The sequence below is a fragment of the Streptomyces tauricus genome, assembly GCF_014650955.1.
Lineage (GTDB): Bacteria > Actinomycetota > Actinomycetes > Streptomycetales > Streptomycetaceae > Streptomyces > Streptomyces tauricus.
The window spans coordinates 545,787-563,345 of record NZ_BMVY01000001.1 but is presented as its reverse complement, the minus strand read 5'-3'; the positions used below and the strand labels follow the sequence as shown (position 1 = coordinate 563,345).

General features: G+C 69.0%; 23 protein-coding genes and 3 pseudogenes. 14 read left to right on the top strand and 12 right to left on the bottom strand.

Annotated features, from left to right (window positions below):
• Positions 1-61: 61 nt before the first annotated feature.
• From IE278_RS02260 to IE278_RS02240, 4 genes are all read left to right on the top strand, one after another.
• Positions 62-1,168: a hypothetical protein gene (locus tag IE278_RS02260; protein ID WP_189768124.1), complete on the top strand. Its 1,107-nt coding sequence runs from the start codon at positions 62-64 to the stop codon at positions 1,166-1,168.
• 96 nt (positions 1,169-1,264) lie between these two features.
• Positions 1,265-1,414: a hypothetical protein gene (locus IE278_RS02255; RefSeq protein WP_189768122.1), complete on the top strand. Its 150-nt coding sequence runs from the start codon at positions 1,265-1,267 to the stop codon at positions 1,412-1,414.
• A 545-nt stretch (positions 1,415-1,959) separates the two neighbouring features.
• A complete protein-coding gene (locus IE278_RS02250) occupies positions 1,960-2,607 on the top strand; it encodes an HAD family hydrolase (protein WP_189768120.1) in 648 nt (215 codons plus the stop codon).
• A gap of 492 nt (positions 2,608-3,099) precedes the next feature.
• Positions 3,100-3,648, top strand: a complete 549-nt coding sequence (locus IE278_RS02240; RefSeq protein WP_308434871.1) for a hypothetical protein — start codon at positions 3,100-3,102, stop codon at positions 3,646-3,648.
• A gap of 10 nt (positions 3,649-3,658) precedes the next feature.
• Here the strand turns inward: IE278_RS02240 and IE278_RS02235 are convergent, their stop codons facing one another.
• The 3 genes from IE278_RS02235 to IE278_RS02225 all read right to left on the bottom strand — a co-directional run bounded on the left by IE278_RS02235 (position 3,659) and on the right by IE278_RS02225 (position 5,029).
• Positions 3,659-4,039: a DUF6083 domain-containing protein gene (locus IE278_RS02235; RefSeq protein WP_220451668.1), complete on the bottom strand. Its 381-nt coding sequence runs from the start codon at positions 4,037-4,039 to the stop codon at positions 3,659-3,661.
• A gap of 147 nt (positions 4,040-4,186) precedes the next feature.
• On the bottom strand, positions 4,187-4,579 hold the full coding sequence (locus IE278_RS02230; RefSeq protein WP_189768118.1) for an NUDIX hydrolase: 393 nt from the start codon (positions 4,577-4,579) through the stop codon (positions 4,187-4,189).
• 66 nt (positions 4,580-4,645) lie between these two features.
• Positions 4,646-5,029: a DUF6281 family protein gene (locus IE278_RS02225; RefSeq protein WP_246569726.1), complete on the bottom strand. Its 384-nt coding sequence runs from the start codon at positions 5,027-5,029 to the stop codon at positions 4,646-4,648.
• Between the two features lie 178 nt (positions 5,030-5,207).
• Here IE278_RS02225 and IE278_RS02220 point away from each other — a divergent pair.
• The 3 genes and pseudogenes from IE278_RS02220 to IE278_RS02210 form a co-directional block, all read left to right on the top strand.
• Positions 5,208-5,390 (top strand): annotated as a pseudogene (locus IE278_RS02220) (hypothetical protein); the annotation flags it as partial.
• Positions 5,391-5,398: 8 nt separating this feature from the next.
• Positions 5,399-5,878, top strand: a complete 480-nt coding sequence (locus IE278_RS02215; RefSeq protein ID WP_189768114.1) for a hypothetical protein — start codon at positions 5,399-5,401, stop codon at positions 5,876-5,878.
• Between the two features lie 100 nt (positions 5,879-5,978).
• Positions 5,979-6,353: a hypothetical protein gene (locus IE278_RS02210; protein ID WP_246569723.1), complete on the top strand. Its 375-nt coding sequence runs from the start codon at positions 5,979-5,981 to the stop codon at positions 6,351-6,353.
• 193 nt (positions 6,354-6,546) lie between these two features.
• On the opposite strand, the gene IE278_RS02205 is transcribed toward IE278_RS02210, so the two are convergent.
• From IE278_RS02205 to IE278_RS02180, 6 genes are all read right to left on the bottom strand, one after another.
• The gene (locus IE278_RS02205) at positions 6,547-6,960 is read right to left on the bottom strand and encodes a DUF6086 family protein (RefSeq protein ID WP_220451667.1); all 414 of its coding nucleotides are present in this window, start codon (positions 6,958-6,960) and stop codon (positions 6,547-6,549) included.
• Between the two features lie 162 nt (positions 6,961-7,122).
• The gene (locus IE278_RS02200; protein WP_189768112.1) at positions 7,123-7,704 is read right to left on the bottom strand and encodes a hypothetical protein; all 582 of its coding nucleotides are present in this window, start codon (positions 7,702-7,704) and stop codon (positions 7,123-7,125) included.
• Positions 7,701-9,089 carry a hypothetical protein gene (locus IE278_RS02195; RefSeq protein WP_189768111.1) on the bottom strand — a complete coding sequence of 463 codons (1,389 nt, stop codon included), beginning with the start codon at positions 9,087-9,089 and terminating at the stop codon, positions 7,701-7,703. The genes IE278_RS02200 and IE278_RS02195 overlap by 4 nt, the downstream gene beginning before the upstream one ends.
• Positions 9,086-9,919 carry an ABC transporter ATP-binding protein gene (locus IE278_RS02190; RefSeq protein WP_189768110.1) on the bottom strand — a complete coding sequence of 278 codons (834 nt, stop codon included), beginning with the start codon at positions 9,917-9,919 and terminating at the stop codon, positions 9,086-9,088. Before IE278_RS02190 ends, IE278_RS02195 begins: the two co-directional genes overlap by 4 nt.
• On the bottom strand, positions 9,916-10,788 hold the full coding sequence (locus IE278_RS02185) for a zf-HC2 domain-containing protein (protein ID WP_189768109.1): 873 nt from the start codon (positions 10,786-10,788) through the stop codon (positions 9,916-9,918). The genes IE278_RS02190 and IE278_RS02185 overlap by 4 nt, the downstream gene beginning before the upstream one ends.
• The gene (locus IE278_RS02180) at positions 10,785-11,288 is read right to left on the bottom strand and encodes an RNA polymerase sigma factor (protein ID WP_373311892.1); all 504 of its coding nucleotides are present in this window, start codon (positions 11,286-11,288) and stop codon (positions 10,785-10,787) included. Before IE278_RS02180 ends, IE278_RS02185 begins: the two co-directional genes overlap by 4 nt.
• 459 nt (positions 11,289-11,747) lie before the next feature.
• Here IE278_RS02180 and IE278_RS02175 point away from each other — a divergent pair, with 459 nt between their 5' ends.
• Positions 11,748-11,981: a hypothetical protein gene (locus IE278_RS02175; protein ID WP_189768107.1), complete on the top strand. Its 234-nt coding sequence runs from the start codon at positions 11,748-11,750 to the stop codon at positions 11,979-11,981.
• A 69-nt stretch (positions 11,982-12,050) separates the two neighbouring features.
• On the opposite strand, the gene IE278_RS02170 is transcribed toward IE278_RS02175, so the two are convergent.
• Positions 12,051-12,374: a winged helix-turn-helix transcriptional regulator gene (locus IE278_RS02170; protein ID WP_189769021.1), complete on the bottom strand. Its 324-nt coding sequence runs from the start codon at positions 12,372-12,374 to the stop codon at positions 12,051-12,053.
• A 354-nt stretch (positions 12,375-12,728) separates the two neighbouring features.
• On the opposite strand from IE278_RS02170, the gene IE278_RS02165 reads away from it, so the two are divergent.
• Complete coding sequence (locus IE278_RS02165) at positions 12,729-13,463, top strand: alpha/beta fold hydrolase (protein ID WP_189768106.1); 735 nt, start codon at positions 12,729-12,731, stop codon at positions 13,461-13,463.
• 95 nt (positions 13,464-13,558) lie between these two features.
• Positions 13,559-13,909 carry a DoxX family protein gene (locus IE278_RS02160; RefSeq protein WP_189768104.1) on the top strand — a complete coding sequence of 117 codons (351 nt, stop codon included), beginning with the start codon at positions 13,559-13,561 and terminating at the stop codon, positions 13,907-13,909.
• A 232-nt stretch (positions 13,910-14,141) separates the two neighbouring features.
• Here the strand turns inward: IE278_RS02160 and IE278_RS02155 are convergent, their stop codons facing one another.
• Positions 14,142-15,065, bottom strand: coding sequence for an NmrA/HSCARG family protein (locus IE278_RS02155; protein ID WP_189768102.1), 924 nt, complete (start codon positions 15,063-15,065; stop codon positions 14,142-14,144).
• A gap of 193 nt (positions 15,066-15,258) precedes the next feature.
• On the opposite strand from IE278_RS02155, the gene IE278_RS02150 reads away from it, so the two are divergent.
• Both IE278_RS02150 and IE278_RS02145 read left to right on the top strand, forming a co-directional pair.
• Positions 15,259-15,912 carry a TetR-like C-terminal domain-containing protein gene (locus tag IE278_RS02150; protein WP_189768100.1) on the top strand — a complete coding sequence of 218 codons (654 nt, stop codon included), beginning with the start codon at positions 15,259-15,261 and terminating at the stop codon, positions 15,910-15,912.
• 82 nt (positions 15,913-15,994) lie between these two features.
• Complete coding sequence (locus IE278_RS02145; protein ID WP_246569720.1) at positions 15,995-16,363, top strand: ALF repeat-containing protein; 369 nt, start codon at positions 15,995-15,997, stop codon at positions 16,361-16,363.
• Between the two features lie 170 nt (positions 16,364-16,533).
• Here IE278_RS02145 and IE278_RS43150 read toward each other — a convergent pair.
• Positions 16,534-16,602: pseudogene (locus IE278_RS43150) on the bottom strand (hypothetical protein); the annotation flags it as partial.
• A 3-nt stretch (positions 16,603-16,605) separates the two neighbouring features.
• Between IE278_RS43150 and IE278_RS02135 the strand changes: the two are divergent.
• Together IE278_RS02135 and IE278_RS02130 are read left to right on the top strand one after the other, a co-directional pair.
• Positions 16,606-16,707: pseudogene (locus IE278_RS02135) on the top strand (sugar phosphate isomerase/epimerase); the annotation flags it as partial.
• A gap of 91 nt (positions 16,708-16,798) precedes the next feature.
• On the top strand, positions 16,799-17,509 hold the full coding sequence (locus tag IE278_RS02130; protein ID WP_189768098.1) for an AAA family ATPase: 711 nt from the start codon (positions 16,799-16,801) through the stop codon (positions 17,507-17,509).
• The last annotated feature ends 50 nt before the right edge of the window (positions 17,510-17,559 follow it).

Sequence of the window (17,559 nt, the reverse complement as noted above, 5' to 3'; positions counted from 1 at the left end):
GTTCCCTCAGCGACATCTGCGGGCGCTTGGGATCGCGGGCAGTTACGAGGAGGTCCCACACATGCGGGTGTCATCTCAGGGCGTTACGGTCGTGGCTCTCCTGGCGGATCCGGACGCGCCGACGGAAATCGCGCAGCGCATGGCCCGCACACTTCCTACTCGGCTCGCCACCAAGTCGGGCCAGGAGCGACGGTTCAAGATCGAGGTGATCAGTGAGCCCTTCACCGCCGGGACCGAGGACCCGCCCACCTTGATGCGTCGCATCCTGGACCGCGGAAGTGCGGAGAACTGGGACATCGTCGTAGCCCTTACCGACCTTCCGCTGCACTTGCACGGGCGTAAGCTCGCTGTGAATCTGAGCCACGAACACGGTTTGGCTCTGCTGTCCCTTCCCTCTCTGGGCGGCCTGCGGCTGCCGAAGAGGGCCCGGCAGGCCGTGGAAGAAGCCGTGCTCGGCCTGGCGGGACCGCCGGCCACTGGGGCTGAGGAGCCTCCGCAAAACAGGCCACTGCTGGAGCGCTCCGCCCCGCCCGGCCAGGAGGAGGCCCCCGACCTTCGGTACGTCGCCGGCGGGCCGCGCGGCTACCTGCGGGTGCTCTCCGGCATGGTCCGCGCCAACCGGCCCTGGCGACTGGTGCCGGGCTTGTCCAAAGCCCTGGCGGCCGCACTCGCCACGGGAGCAGTCGCCACCGTCAACTCCACCGTTTGGATCTTGGCTGAGGCGCTGAGCGCGCCACGCCTCGTCATCGCGATGGTCGGATCGGTCGGAATCATGATCGGCTGGCTGATCGTGGACGCGGAACTGTGGCATCGCTCAGCAGATGGCTCGCCGGAGGAACGGCAGAGGGCGCGGCTGTACAACGCCTCGACGGTCTTGACCGTAGGAATCGGGGTGCTCGTCTGTTACGTGGGTTTGATGGTCATCAACTTGGTGTGGGCACTGTTCATCCTCAACGACCGAGTGTTCGCTTCTATGACACGAACCCCGCTGGACGCCGCGGAGTACTGGACGTTGTCCTGGTTCGTCGCTTCGGTCGCCACCGTGGGCGGCGCGCTGGGATCAGGTTTGGAGAGCGACGAGGCGATCCGGGCGGCCGCCTACTCCAAGCGGGAACAGGAACGTCGTGACTCCCTCCAGGACAACCACGGTCACCAGCCCTCGGAGTGAACCGACAGGTCCGCGCCTTTCCCTGACGGAATACGTCTGCTCGGGCGTCTTGATGGCTCCGTGATGGGTGGTCCGTGTGGTTGCTAGTGTCCGGGCGTGACCCTCACCGACCTCAGCAACGGCTTCCGTGACGACGAACAGAGGCGGCGCGTCCAGGCGGTCATTCATGATCGTCTGGCAGACGACCGCGATCAGCAGGAGTGTCGCTTCCTCATGCGGTTCTGGTGGCAGCTGAGCATGTCGTAGCCCCCTTTTAGCACCCGGCCGTGGGAGCGCCAGCAGGTCATGCCCGGACCGGTGGCCGTGGAGGGGTAGGTGTGTCAGCCTCCAGTGCCGGGAGTGGTCGCCTCCGAAGCCAAGCCGCTCCCGCACGCTCTCCAGCGATGTCTCCCGTGCCGTCTACAGCCGACGGAACCGGAACGGGCAAGTACCGCGCCAGTAGCTGAGTCCGAAGGCGGGTTCTCCATCGACCATGGGCAACCTGCGTCCCGGCCTGCCCCCACTCTCCTGAGGCTCCGTCTCGAAGCGCGGCCGCGCCTCGAGGGCTGGGACGCCGAGCTGGCGCGGCTCGCCGGATTTGATCATCACGGGCCGACGGTACGGGACTCTGCGGAACGGCACCGCCGACCACTGAGCGAGTGTCTGGCCAGTCCGCCGAGGGCCTCGCGGCGCTTGGCGGCAGCGCGGCGGTCGAGACGGTTCGTCATCGTCATGGCCGTGGCGGGTGAAAGGGGCTGCCCCGCTCCCGGAGGGTGATCGGTGCAGGTGGCCACCCAGATAGGGTCCCTCGTATGCGCCTCGCTCTCTTCGACCTGGACGGCACCCTGGTCGACCGCACGGCCGCCTTCGCGGACGCCATAGCCACCCTCAGCCACGACCACGGCTACGGCCCCGACATCGAGCACTGGTTGCTCACCGAACTCGCGGACCGCGCCGAACGCAGCGACTTCGACCGCCTCGCCGCCACCTTCCGGCTCAGCGAGCCTGCCGACCATCTGTGGCGCGTCTACGTCGACCGCATGGCCGCCGCTGTCACCTGCCGCCCCGCTGTCCTGTCCAGCCTGACCCGGCTCAAGGACGCAGGCTGGAGCGTCGGCGTCGCCACCAACGGAGCCAGCGACATCCAGCGCGCCAAGATCCGCGCCACCGGTCTCGCCGACCTGATCGACGGGATCGCCGCCTCCGGCGACATCGACGTCCGCAAACCCGACCCGCGGCTCTTCGAACTCGCCGCCGCACGATGCGGCACCCAGCTCACCCCCGGCGACTGGATGACCGGCGACAACCCGCAGACCGACATCGCCGGCGGCGCGGCCGCGGGCCTGCGCGCGATCTGGGTACGCGGCCGGCCCTGGCCCGACGGCCTCGCCACCCCCCACCACACCGTCGACGACGTCACCGAAGCCATCGACTACCTCCTCACCCACTCCACGGAGTGACCGGAGGCCCTAGCAGCCCGTCGTCCGCGTCCTGCAGCCAGTTGAGCGCTGCCCCCGGTTCGGGCAGCCGGGACTGTCAGTGGCTGGTGGCAGGATCACCGGCATGGTTCTCGTACGTACGACTCCGCCGCGGCCTCTTGAGTGACCGCGGTCTTTCCTGAGCTGACTCCGTTCGCGCGTCCTGCGATCCGGCTCCATCCTCGTCCTGGGTCGCCTTCGGCGGGGGAGGGTTCGGTCGGGGGTCCGTTGTTGTGGCCGGCTGCGGAGCCGTGGCCACATCGTGAAGGCGTGCACCCGGACAGTGGGTTCCGCCGATCCCCGGCGGACATACGGCTGACCAGACGCAGGGTGGCCCGGCAGCACCGGGATCCGCAGGGTTCCGCGTTCACGCCCGAGGAGGAGGTCAGCAGGGAACAGGATGCCGCGAGACTCGCGACGCGGTTCGACGCCGGCTCTCCCCCGCTCGCGGAGTGCCCGGTCCCCATGTTGCCCGTGGCCCAGCTGTATCTGCGCGACATACCCCTGTTCTGGCCGCCCGGAGAGGCGGACCTGCTGCAGGACCGTACGAGGCGAACTACCCGGGTGCAGCGAGGGTTGAATATCGACGTGCAGAACACCTGTACACCGGCACGTCGAGCGGTGGAGAACGAGGACGGCGTGGGACTGATTCTGTTTCCGGGCGACGACGACACCACCAGTCCGGATGTCGCCTGGTCCTACAGCGCTTTCCATGAGTTCCGCTGCCGCTTGGCACAGGCAGAGGGGTTCGGCCTCGACGAGATGCAGGGCTTCGGCGGAGAGCGTCCCTGGAGCGAAGTCTCCACCACGCTGGAGTGTTTCCTCGACCGTCCGGACGACGGTGGCGGTGAGCTCTCGTCCGCCGAGTGCACCGCGATTCTGCCGCGATTGGAAGCGATCACCGGCGAATGGCAAGGCCAGGCCACCACGCCTCTCCTCCAGCGACACATCGCAGGCGCCCGACAACTCACGCTCGTCCTACGCTTCTGCATCGAGAAAGACGTCGAACTCCTCTTCCTGTGACGTCCGTCGCTCACCCGACGTCCGGCCACTCCAGCTCGCCGGCCACCGGTTCTGTACTCGCCTCCCGCTCGACCCGCCGCGCGTTCTCCAACCGCAATGCCGTCAGCCACGGCCACAGATCCGGCAACCGCTGCCCCGAACACGCCAGTCGATGCTCGATCCGGCAGCGCTGCAACGCTTCCGGCGGCCACACCGCGTACACCGCCACCCGCCCGTCCGTCAGAGCGATCCACCGATGCTCGGCCGGCACGAGATGCGCCAGCACGTCCACACCCGGCTCCAGCAGAACCCAGTCGTGCTCCAGCGTCGCAACCCGATCCTGTGGCAGCCCGCAGAACGGGCATGCAACCGTCTGGCCACCGCCCAGCAGCGAAACCCCATCAACCCCCATATGGTGAGCGTGCGACCTCCGCGCCCACGCCACACGGCGGCTTTCAGACGGGACACCTGTCGACGGACGAGACGGTCCGCACCAGACGAGGCGTTCCCCGCAACACGGCAACCCTTTCGACCCAGCGACGGCGGCCGAGCAAGCGGCCTAGCGCGCCAGCGCCCTGTCCAGGTATGCCCGCACCGGCGGGTACACCCCACCAGGTACGTATCCGCCCAGCTCACCGACCGGCACCCATGCCGCCTCGGTCACCTCCCGCGAAGACGCCACCCGAGCCACTCCGCCCAGCAGCCGACAGGCGACGTACACGACCCGCCGGCCCGTCACCGGATGGACCCGTGACCCCAGCGCCACGACCGGCGTCACCGACACGCCCGTCTCCTCCAACGCCTCACGTGCGGCAGCGTCGGTCACCGACTCCCCCGGTTCGACCTTGCCCGCCGGAAACGACCAGACGAGCGAACCCACGGGACGGGCGCGCCGGATCAGGAGCACCTCGCCCTGACGCGCCACTACCGCACCCGCGATCAGCCCACCCACACTGAACCTCCAGCTTTCCTCTGTTGCTTCCACGGCGCTCGGGTGGCGGGGTGGACGCGGTCGACGTCAGGAGCCGTCGATCAGTTTCCGTATCTCCGGGGGGAGTTCGCTGCCCGAGTAGGCTGCCATGAAGGTCGTGTCGTCGCGGCTGTCGCCGACCGCGACGGCCACATCGGGAGAGATGCCGTCCACGGCGTAGGCGGTGGTCGCCTCCCCGGACTCCTCGTCCTTGTCCCTGTCCTGACCGCCGGTGTCCTCACACGGTGGGACGGTGGCGGAACCGAGCTTGTCTCCCGGCGTGAACTCCACATTCGCTACGTCCCGGTACGTGCGGTCATGGAAGCGGACACTGTAGGCGCAGGATGCCGCGTGCTCGCCTCCGCCTCCGTCACTGCTGCTCTCCGAGGTGCAGGCCACGGCCAGCACCATCATCGCTGCCGCGAGAGGCATTCGCGTGGTTCGCCCTGACCGGCTCATTGTTCCTCCTGGTAGATGTAAGAGAGGGCCAGGACCTGTCCCGTCCGGCCTCATGAGTACTGACGGAGCGGGTGTCGTTTTCGTTCGGGCAGCTGCTGGTCGGCTTGTTCGTGAAGTCCCCCCCCCGTGGTGAGCAAATGCTCATGACCGCAGCGGGGGCTACCTCGAATCAGCCGACTCCTGGGCCGACTTGCTGCGAGACTGTGCACGCCGGGAGTCCGTCGCCGCGTTCGCCAAGACCTACGGTGCGGCATTCCTCATGGCCAACGAGAAGATCACCGACGAAGCCGACGAGCTGCTGGCGTTCTACGACTTGCATCCCGAGCACTGGATCCCAACAACATGACCGACTCCCCCATCGACGAGGAACCAGCTGAGCACCGACGCTTCGCCCGTTACCTCTCGGCGCTGGAAGCCGTCGCCGAGGCAGACGAGGCCGAGCTGGTGACCGCCGTATTGCAGGACAAGGACGCATCGATGGCCCACAGCGTGGTGGTCCGCCACATCGACCGCCGGGCCGCCGAGCTGCTGGCCCACTCCCGGTTCACCACGTGGGCCGACACTTTGACCGGCATCATCGCCGAACACGACTTCCTTACCCGTCGCTTGCGGGAGTGGAGCCTGGTCAGAGCCATCGCGCTGGGTGACCGCTGGGGCACCGAAGACCTGACCACGGCATCCGACTGGTGCCAGCGCACGGTCACGACCGGGCAGATCGCCACTTCGCCTGAAGCCCTTGCGCTACTCGCCGAGCAGGGACGGACTCGCCGTGTCCGAAACGCAGCCACCCGCGGCCTCCAACACCCCATGCAGTTGCGCTGACTTGGCCCAGAGGGCTTGACTACTACTCGTTATAGGCGTTGACCACAGCGTCACCGAGATCGAAGACCTTGCCGGCGGCGCGATGGGCGATCATTGCCACATGGATCATGTGATAGATCTGGACGAAGTTGTTGCTGAAGTCGCTGCCCGCCGGTCCGCCTGGCAGACCGCAGGGATAGTCGTCGACTCTGTGACCTGGCGCGACTCGGCAACTCCTTGGCCACAGCGGCTCGAGACCGACAGGGCCACGGTGAGTGACCCTGACTCAGTCGGTTTCCACCTGCACAGCTCGCACAAGCACGGGGCCGAACTGCGCCTTGTCGTCTTCCGTGGTGGGTGGGTCGATGCCGACTTCATCGCGGACATCGACGACGCAGGCGTGATCTCCACCCCTGCGATCAGTTCCGCTGAAGCGTTCGGCACATTGATCGACACGTGCGTGGCTCGTGTCTTCAGCCTCCAAGACCCCACGTAGCAGGAAGCAGTTCCCGGAGACAAGAGCCGCGGCTGAGCGTACGGGGCGTCGACAAAGTGGTGACTTCCGCCCGCAGCACCACGGCACGTGACTCGGCCGCCGTCTCGACGTCCGCCATCGACGCCGGCCCAGTATCCCAGTCCCCCATGATCGCCCCGCTACCGGAGTGGACAGACGTGCTGGCAGAGGAGGTTCAGGGCGCCAGGTGTCGGTTGAGCTCCCGTGACCTCTGCTGCAGTGCGGTCGTCCACTCCCTCGCACGGGGATCCGAAGTCGTCTTGAGGTAGTGGCTCTCGGCGCGCTCGGCCGCCTCCCAGCTCACCTCGATGTTCGCCTTCTCGGCCAAGGCCAACACCGTGGCGACGAACCCTTCGGACAGTGTGGCCATGACGGCGTGCCTGGTGTTGGCATGCCAGGCGAGCAGGGCTTCGACGAACGCCGCGAAGGCAATCGGGTCGATCTGACACTCATCGGCTTCCATGGGGCCGATGCCGGATGGCACCCCCACTTCGGCTTGGTAGACGGTGACCTGGCTCATGAACAGGCGGGACGCCCCGTCGGACGGATTCCACAAGGTTCGGTCGCCCAAGTCGTAGTACTGGCTCACATCAGCCTCCCACCGCTGGTCATAGGGGTCGACATTACGGCCAGTCAGTCCTCCGCGGAGGGGAGCAGAGTCCGTTGATACCTGAACCGGGCCGGAAGGACCCTGCCGGCAGCACCGCAGCCTCCCCCATCGCCTTGCCCCGCTCACGTGTCCCCGACCCGCCTACCGCCTCGGGCCCGCCAACGCGTAGGCCGTGATGCCCGCCGTCGTGAGGATCGCGGCCGTCCAGGTGGCCGACGGGGTGCCGGGGGGCAGCAGCATCCACGTGGCCACCCGCATCGGCGTGCTGGTCGGCGGCGGGGCGAAGAACGCGAACGAGAGCCAGGCGAACGGCAGCGTCCAGGCGTACTGGCCGCCCGTGAGCGCCGCACCCAGGGCGACCAGTCCCAGCAGGCCCGCGCTGTCCCGGACGACGAACGAGGCGGTGGCCATGGGCTCGCCCGGTATCTGCGCCGTCAGCAGCACCGCGGCGACGATCGCGCCCGCGAACAGCACGTGCGCCGCTCTGCGGGGCACCCAGCGGATCGCGGCCGTCCGGTCCAACGCCGGGTCCTGCCCACTGAGCCCGACCGAGACGGCCATCGCCCCGGCGGCGAGGACGAGCACGGGCAGCCCCGGGTCGGGGGGCCCTTCTCCCCCACCCCCGTCCCGGCCGAGTACCGCCGCCGTGACCGCGCTGACGACCACCGCGGCGAGCGATGCGGGGACCTGGCGTGAGCGGGCGTACAGCGTCAGCCACCTCACCGGGACGCACCGCCCTTCAGCGCGGCGAGCGGGTCGCCCTCGCAGGACAGCGCGGCGGCACGCATCGTACGGATGCGGGAGAGCTGTTCGTCTCCCGGCAGCGCCCTGAACTCCGCCCACACCGGGCGGGCTTCGGCCAGTTGCTCCGCCTCGGAGTACCCGGTGCCGTCGAGCGGTGCGAGGTCGCCGGTGACCCAGCCGACCGCGATGATCTGCGAGGAGGCGTCGGTCGTACCGCTCCAGCCGACGGGGACGCACGTCGGCACCATGGCCTGCGCGATCAGGGCCCGGGTCAGCTCCTCGCCCTTGACCCCCGTGATCATGTCGTCGTCGAAGTCGAACAGCACGTTCTCGCGGGACCATCGCGGCGTGGAGCCCTGCGGCAGTACGGCGGCGTTCTCCCGGACCGAATCCGGTGCCTGGCCGCCCAGTGCGGCGTGCAGCAGGCGCAACGCCTTCTTGCCGGGGCCCGCGAGGTCGTCGAGTCGCGCCCGTTGCGCCGTGGTCACGCACACCGGGCCTTCGCACACCAGCTCCGCGGCTGAGGTGTCGACGACGTACATCCGGCGCGGGTCGGAGGGCAGCATCAGCAAGGCGATCACCGCGCCCGCCAGGAGGGGTACCAGGGCGGTCAGCCGGGTTCGCGGGGTCGCCGCGATCAGCAGTGCGAAGCCGGTCGCGGCCATACCGAGCAGCCAGACCGTCTGCCCTGCGTGCACGGGGACGGAGAGCGTGACCAGTGTGTCGCGCACCTCCTCCACCGTCGGCGACAGCAGCGAGACCCGGTTCGGCTCCGTGGACGGCAAGCCGCCCGCCATCACCGTCTTCGTGCGGCCCAAGGACATGTGCATCAGGACGGTGAAGACGAATGCGGTCATGGCCAGCGCGGGCGGGGTGAGCGCGGACGGCAGGGCACGCCCCGCCCCCATGCCCAGTACGGCCCCCGCGACGAGGAAGAGGGCCCCCACCAGTGAGATCGGCAGCCAACCGAGGTGCGTGTACTCGGTGTTGCCGAGCACCTGGAATCCGCCGACGAGGACGAGGAGCGCGAAGGCCGAGGCCAGTGTGAGCGCCGTCGTGCCCGCCAGTGCGGCGGCGCGGTGCCTGGCCGGCCGCGGCGTGCTCGTCAGCAGTTCGTACATCGTCGAACGGTGGTCGCGCAGGCCCTGCAGCGCTCCGAGGCCCACGGCCAGCGGCCACAGGTAGAACAGCAGGGAGCGGGTCCACAGGGCCATGGACGTCCACTGGGCCGTCCACGCCGTGGTGTCTCGCCACCACGCGCCGTCCACCAGGTACAGGAACGCCAGCGCCGGAACCAGGACCACGGCGCCGGCCCATGGGGCGACGGAGCGCCTCAGCTCGATGCGCAGGACACGGAGGTTCACCAACTGCCCCTCTCCTGGCCGGGCTTCTGCAGCAGCGCCGAGTAGCCCCGCTCCAGGGGGCTGTCGCCCACGTGCTCGGGGCCGCCCGCCGCCGCCAGTTCGTCCGGGGTTCCCTGGAAGACCAGCCGGCCCTCGGCGAAGAGCACCACATCGGTGCAGGCCGCGGCGACGTCCTCCACCAGATGGGTCGATACGAGCACACAGGTGTCCGTGCCCAACTCCTGCAGCAGTTCGCGGAAACGCAGCCGCTGCGCCGGGTCCAGCCCGACCGTCGGCTCGTCGAGGAGCAGGACCGTCGGGTCGTTGACGATGGCCTGGGCGATTCCGACGCGCCGCACCATGCCGCCCGACAACGCCTTCATCCTGTCGTCGGCGCGGTCCGCCAGGCCCACCCGCTCCACGGCACGCTGCACCGCGCCGGGGATGTCCGCCTTCGGCACCTCCTTCAGCCACGCCATGTACTCGACGAACTCGCGCACCGTGAAGCGCCTGTAGTAGCCGAACTCCTGCGGCAGGTAGCCGATCCGGCGGCGCAGCGCACGGTGCTCACCCAGGCCGCCCGCGGTCTCGCCGAGCATGACCAGGGTGCCCTCGGTGGGGCGCAGCACGGTGGCCAGCGTCCGGATGAGCGTGGTCTTGCCCGCCCCGTTGGGGCCGAGCAGGCCATGTACGCCGGTACCGAGCCGCAGGTCGAGGCCGTCAACGGCCATCCGTTTCCTGCCGACCCTGACCTTCAGCCCGGTGGCCTGGATCTCCCAGGCGTAGGGCGTCGGTGCGAGGTCGGCCGCGTTGACCGCGGACGTCATGTGGTGTTCCTTTCCGGTGATCATCGATGAGTTCTCAGCACGGAGTACGCGCCCCTGCGAGCGATCACGACTCCGGTGCCCAGGACGAGGAGCAGCGCCCAGGCGGGCAGTCCGTCCGTCCGCAGGGCGAGGGCCGTCCGGCTGGTGGCCAACGTCGGCGCCAGGATCAGGACGGCCCACCCGGCGGCCAGCACGACGGCGGCGCGCGTCACACCGACGGCACCGCCGAGCGCCAGCGTCGCCGCGGTGAACGCCAGGCAGGGGAGCAGCCATTGGGCCACCATCACCCCGGTCAGCCACCCGCACACCAGCAGCACGGGGACGACCACGCCGAGCACGGAGGCGGTGCGCCGCAGCACCAGCTGGAGCCCGGCCCTGGGCGCCGAGGCCGTCAGCTCGTACGCCGGGTCCAGCCCGCGGGCCCAGGACGCCGCGACACCCAGTACGGGCAGGACCGGTGCGAACAGCAGCACCAGCGACACCTCGCCCGTGCCGACGCCGACCAGGTCGAGCAGCAGAGCCAGCAGCGTCACGGCGACGACCATGGCCAGCCAGGGCACCATCGCGGGCGTCATCCACCGCGACAGTCTCGACAGCCGCGACAGCCATGCCTGTTGGAGCCGTCCGCGCCGCATGGTGGCGGTGACCGCCAGCCGGGGCTCCAGGCCGGACCACACGGCGCCGACCAGTGACGTCACGGCGGGCACCTGGACGGCGACCACGGCGGACAGCCGGTCACGGCACACCCGGCACGCCTCCAGGTGGGCCTCCACGGCCCACACCTCGTCAGCGGCGAGGTCCCTGCCCCCATGGGCGTACCTCTCGATGATCCGCCCCGACGCATGTTCCCGCCCTGGCGCATGTGCCCGCTCCGACGCGTGTTCTCCACTCATGCCAGCGCCCTCCGCATCGCGGTCCTCGCCCGGCGGGCACGGGTCTTGACCGTGCCCTCAGGCAGCCCGAGCAGGACCGCGGTCTCCCGGACGGACAGCCCGTCGAGCACCATGGCCTGCAATACCTGTCGTAGTTCCGGCGCGAGATACCGCAGCGCGTCCCCGACCTCACCGCCGACGCTCGCGGCGAGCGCCTCCTCCTCGGCGGCGGGCGCCGCAGCCGGCACAGCGGCAGCCGGTGGCGGCTCCGCATGGTGGGCCCTGCGCCGGAACGCGTCGACCAGGCGCCGCGCCGCGATCGTCCACAGCCAGCCGGTGGCCGTCCCTCCGACCGCGGCCCCGGCGAACGCGCCCGCAGCACGCCACACGGCCAGGTAGGTCTCCTGCATGACCTCCGCGACGATCTGCTCGTCCACGCATCGGCGACGCAGGCGCACCGCCAGCCATGGCGACGTGCGCCGGTACAACTCCTCGAATGCGGCACGGTCGCCCTTCGCCACGAGCCGGACGAGACGTACCTCGTCCACCTCGTGCAGCAGCGGTGCCCTGACTGATCTCACACCCGCTAGACGCCGAGCCCTCGCGTCAGGTTTTCGTATCGACGTGATCCCCATCACACGAGGGGCGCTCCCGTCGTCCCGGTCAGCAGTAATCGATCGTTGCGTTCGACGTCGCTGAACAGGCTGCAGTCGAGATGAGCGTGAAAGACGAGAACAGCGAGGACGTTACGGACGAGATCTGCCCTCCGCCCGTACGTGACGACCGCGCGCGGGCTTGGGTTGCCGCGACCGTTCAGGGACACATGGGAGGCAGATGAACCGACCGGGAAGCGGGGACCTCATGCAACGCTGCCACGCAACCGCGCACCTCACGCGGATGAACTCGTCCAAGTGTCGTGCCACCACGGGCCTGTGCGGTGATGCGGTGCTCCAGGCCGACATCGATGCGGGAGCGGAGAGGTGAGCGGTGGCCTGCCGCCGCTGAGGAACCGATACCTCGCTGCGGGCTTCATCGTCGTCATGTACTCGCTGATCGGGGCGTTTTTGGGCGGCTTGCTGGGTACGGGGCTCTCGGGCAGCGCCGTGTGGGCAGGTGTGGCAGCCTTCGTGGGCGGGGCACTTGGAGCCGCTTTCGGCGTGTGGCGTATCCGGCGCACCCCCGAGGAAGAGCGTCTTGACGACAACACCTACTGACTGAGGGGCTGTTGCCGCCGCTCGTCTGCACCACGCCCACCGGTTGTCGGCCGGAGAGATGGCCGCGGCTCATCGGTCAGACGCATCCTCAGCTGCCTCGTGAAAGGCGACGACCGCCTCACCGTTGGTCCTTGCCCATTCGGTGAGCTTTCTGATGGGTTCCTCCAGGGTGCGCCCGAGCTCGGTCAAGCCGTATTCCACCCGTGGCGGCGCTTCGGCGTACGCGCGCCGCTCGACGAGCCCGTTGTCCTGCAAGCGGCGCAGCGTCTGCGTCAGTACCTTGCGCGAGACACCTCCGATCAACTCGGCCAGCTCTCCATGGCGCACGGGGCCGTCGGTCAGAGCGAACAGGGTGACCACGGCCCATTTGCTGGAAATGATCTCGATGGCCATGCGGGCGGGGCAGTCGGCGAGGAACACGGTTCCGGGGCGGAGGCTCACAAGCCGAAGGTTACCTTTTAGTACCTAACGGATGCCTAACGTCGAAGGCATGCAGCGCACCACTTCTTCGGGCGCCCTTCGCAGGGGCCCGCGAGGTCTTCGGCCCCTACGGCCGTTACTACCGCTACTACCGCGCATATCTCGCGCAGGGCCGAAGCCTTCAGGTTGACCGTCCGCCCGCTTCGAGGCGATGACCGGTCCCGACGGCGCCTCATGGTCGGCGGCACACAGGAGATCACCGCCTTCAGGAAGTTCGCTTCCGACGCCGCACCCACCTACCTCCCCACCACCTCCAAGGAAACAGTCATGACCAGCCCGACCACCTACGTCCTCGTGCACGGCGCATGGCACGACGGACGCTCATGGAATCGCGTCGCCCCCTTGCTCACTGCTCAGGGGCACCGTGTCTTCACGCCGTCCCTCACCGGCCACGGGGACAAGGCACACCTGCTCAGCCCTGAGATCGGTCTTGTCACCCACACCGACGACGTCGTCGACCTCATCCTCGACCACAACCTGAACGACATCGTCCTGGTCGGACACAGTTACGCGGGCATGGTCATCTCCAGCGTGGCGAACCGGGTTCCCGAGCGCATCTCACGCCTGGTGTACGTCGACGCCATGGTGCCGACGCACGGCGAGAACGCCGTCGATGTCATGCCGCTCACCCAGGTCCTCATCGACAGAGCCGCCGACAGTGCCCAGCCCTGGCGCATTCCGCCGCTGCCGGAGGCTCCCGCGCCCTTCGGTCTTTTCGGAATCACTGACCCTGACGACATCGCGTGGCTCAAGACCACGCTGGCGGACGAGTCGGTCCTCTGCTTCCAACAGCCGGTCGATATGTCCAACCCCGCCCAGGCAGCCATCCCCCGGGCTCACATCCTCTGCACCGGCAACGAGCCCAGCGGCGTCACGCGCCGGCCCATCCCGAAGCTCCAGCCCAACGGCACGCCGTCTCGCGTCCACACGCTGGACACCGGCCACGACGCCATGGTCACCAGGCCCGCAGAACTTAGCGCCCTGCTGCTCGAAACCACCTGACCGGTTGACCGGCTGACCGGCGAAGCAACGCATTGCTGCCAGGTCGCCGAATGTCCAGCCACTCCCCCAACCCGTCCGACAGTTGAGGTCTCCCCATGTTCATCGTCTACGCCATCGTCGCCGCACTCATGTCGGCGGTGCTGCTCGCTTCGGCCGGCGCCAAGTTCACCCGGCCGAAGCGGCTTGTGGAGCAGATGTCCACTCTTGGCCTGCCCTACGGCGTACTGCCGTTCCTGGGCGTCGTGCAGCTCGCCGGCGCCGGCGGCCTCGTCATCGGGCTCTGGTGGGGGCCCCTCGGAATCGCTTCCGCCGTCGGCCTGGCGCTCTACTTCCTCGGCGCGGTCGCCACACACCTACGCGTCAGCGACTACAAGGGCGCACCCCCGGCAGCCGTCCTCACGGTCACGGCAATCGCACTCATCGCACTCCGCTCCGCAAGCCTGTAGGAGGGCAGCTGATCACCGTCCAGGATGGGTGTGCATCGGGGACTGGTGCGGTCGGCCTCCGCGTTTCGATCCGGCCGCTTACCGTGATCGTCACGCAGTCGAGTGCGGTATCAGCGGGCAGTGCTGCCGCGGAAGGTGGGACATGGTGATCCTCGCGCGGTAGATGGTGTTCCCGACGGCAGGCCGCCGCCGGGAACACCGCTGCGCTGGTGAGGCCGAGGGCTGCCCGGGTTCACGCGACCGGGAGGGTCCAGTCCTGCTGCGCTGCCCACTGCTCGAAGGTGGTGGTGGTCAGGCCGTAGCGGGCGGCGTGGTGGGGGCGTGCGGGGTAGCCGACGCGGTCGTTCCAGATCTGGCCGTCCGCCGCGGGCGCGCCCAGGCGCTGTTCCTGCTCCTCCCAGGAGACGGAGACGGCGGTGATCTCGCGGCCGGATGCCTTGGAGAGGGTGTCCGCGATTTCGGGGTGGGTCAGCGCGTCGCCCGCGAACTCGATCTCGGCTTCATGGAACTTCTCGGGCTCGGTCACGGCGGCGGCGACGGCTGCTCCGAAGTCGTCCGAGTTGATGAGCGCCAACTTGGTCTGCGGGCTCGTGGCGGTGACGAGCCTGCCCTGGGGCAGGTCGGGGAACATGGGGTCCTGCTTGGCCGGGAGGAAGTTGTCCATGTAGAAGGCGGGCTTGAAGATGGTCCAGTGGTCGAGGCCCGACTGCCGGATCGCGTCCTCCGCGGCCTCCTTCTCGCCCCAGTACGCCTTCCACAGGGCGGACTGCTCGTAGCCCGGGTGCCGGCTGCGCCACCCGGTGCCCGATACGGACGTGTGGATGATCTGGACGATGCCGGCCCGCTGGGCCGCGGTGGCGATGTTGCGGGCCTTGCGCTGCTCGGCGCCGGGGTCGGCCGGGTCGACGCCCGCCAGCTGCACGGAGAAGACCGCGTCGTGTCCGGCGCCGGCCGCCTCCAGGGATGCGAGGTCGTCCATGTCTCCCCTCGCGAGGGCGACGCCCTGCCGGGCGAGCGCCTGGGCGGGGGCCGAGGTGGGGTTGCGGACGAATGCGGTCACGGGGTGTCCCGCGCGCAGGAGTGCCCGGACGGCGGCGCCGCCCTGCATGCCCGTGGCCCCGGTGACCAGCACTTTCGCCTTGCCGTTGTGCGTCATAGCGCGCCTTGCCTTCGGTTGGTCGTGTGATGTCGGAGGTACGGGCACGAAGACCCGTCAACTAAAGACCTTACAGTATCGAGTCTCGCGTGTATCGAGTTGATGGCCTGCCTGAGCAGAGACGGGCGGCCGACAGCCGGACGAGGCAGGAAGACCCGGCGGCAGAGGAAGCGGATGCAGTACCGTCGTGCGTATGACCAGGTCAACCCGCCCCGCTGGACGCCAGCGCCCCAGCGGCGCCTTCGGGCCCGTCCGCGACGAGACGCGCAATACCCGCATCATCGAAGCGGTCCTGGACCTGATCGTCGAGAGCGGCTACGCGGATCTCACCATGGCCGCGGTGGCCGCGCGCGCCGAGGTGGCCAAAGCCACCGTCTACCGCCGCTGGGCCTCGCGCGAGGACTTGGTCGCCGACGCCCTGGAAAGCCTCATGCTCCCCGCCGCTGTCCCGGCCGAGGTGACGGCCGCCCAGACACTGCGCGAGGACCTCATCGCCACGCTGGCCCACAGTTCCGCGTGCCTGCAACCCCAGGGCCGTCGCTTCTCCACTGTGCTCGCCGCCGCCACCGACTCTCACCCCCAGATCACCGACACCTTGCGCGAGCGCTACATCGCCGGGCAGCGCGAAGGAATCACCGCCTGCCTCCACCGCGCTCAAGAGCGCGGCGAGATCACCGCGGAGAGGGTTGCGTTTCTGCTTGCCCCGGACAGGATGGAGATCGCCGCAGCCGTCGGGGTGATGGTCCTCCAGGAGCACCTGCTCGGCGCGGTTCTCGACATGGACGGGATAGCCCGCCTGGTGGACCAGGTGCTGCTGCCACTCCTCAGTGGCACCCCCACCGGCTGAAGCCCCTCCGGCCGGCTTCCCGATTCCACGCCATGCCTTCGCGGCCCTCACGTTCGCCGCTCCCGCTCCGGCCGCCGGTGCGGTGCCCGCACCCCCCTCCGCAGCCGCTTCCACAACCAATTCCACAGCCACCCTCGATGACGACGAGGACGAGCTCAACGACCTGAGAGTCGCGATCGCTCAGCTCATCTCCCTGCCGCAGGCCGGTTCGGAGGTGGAGGAGAAGGGCCGGGCGGCCCTGCACGGCACGGTCGAGGACATGCGTGCCTTCCTGGACACCGGTTACCGACTCGCGCAGGCCCAGGACGACCGCGTCGCCCTCGCCCAGCTCCACTCCAAGCCCGACACGAGCCCGGAGCTGAAGGAAGCCGTCCGCGCGATCCTCAGGACCAGCGACCCGGAGGAGATGCGCTGGTTCCTGGAAGTCGGCCAGTACGAAGTCGACCAGTAGAAGGTCACCGGCCGAGACCCTGACTCTGGACTGCGGCAAAGACACCGCACTCCGTCGGTGAAGGACACGGAACCACTGGTCCGGCTCACTCGTCCCGAGGCGGAGAGCAGGGCGTCCTGACGGACCGTCGTCAGGTCGACGGGCATCACATGGGACGGGCGGCTGTCGTCGTAGCCGACGACGGAGACCTCGTCCGGAACCTCTACGCCCGCCCGGGTGAACGCGATCAACAGGCCCATGGCTTCGACGGGGTCGCCACCGCCTGCGTCTTCGCGTGGGAGGAACGCGCACGCGAGTCCTCGGCGTTCATGCTCGACAGCAGGCGGAAGGAGCTGACCGGGTGAGGCTCTGGCCGTCGACGGGCGAGGAGGGTACGCCTCATGGCGCGCGTGGGGGGCGCGTACGTCGACCGGCGTCTTGCGCGACACTGGTCGCGTGATCGTCGAACGCGCGTATGCCCACCTCTCCTCGTACGACGAGGACTCCTGGCCCTGGTCCGTGCCCTGCGTCAGGCAGTTGCTCGACGAAGGGCTGCGCTTCACCGCGCCGGTGACCTTCCTGGTCGGTGAGAACGGCTCGGGGAAGTCGACCCTGGTCGAGGCGCTGGCGGAGGGGTTCGGTCTGGACTCGTACGGCGGTTCCCACGACTGGCGCTACGCCTCGCCGCGTGGCAAGTCGGTACTCGGCGAGCGGATGAAATTCGACGCGGCCCCGCGCGGGCGCCGGATGGCCACCAGTTGGTCGGCCCGCAAGGGCTTCTTCCTGCGGGCCGAGACAGCTCTGGACGCCCTGGGCAGGGAGGGGCTGTCACCTGACTCGGTCAGCCATGGCGAGGGCTTTCTCGCGGCGTTCCGCGGGAAGTTCCTCCACACCGGGCTCTATGTTCTCGACGAGCCGGAGGCCGCGCTCTCCTTCTCCTCGTGCCTCGAACTGATCGGGCACATCGACCGGTTGGCCAAGGAGGGCGGCCAGATCATCTGCGCCACCCACTCACCCCTGCTGACCGCCCTGCCCGGCGCGGACATCATCGAGGTCGGCGAACACGGCATACGGCGGGTCGCCTGGCAGGAGCTCGGCGTCGTGGACCACTGGCGCCGCTATCTCGCCGACCCGCACGCCTATCTGCGGCACATCATCGAACCGTAGGAGCGGTGGCCCTCGGTTTCCGCTCCACCCGGCATGCGGTGGAGCGAACT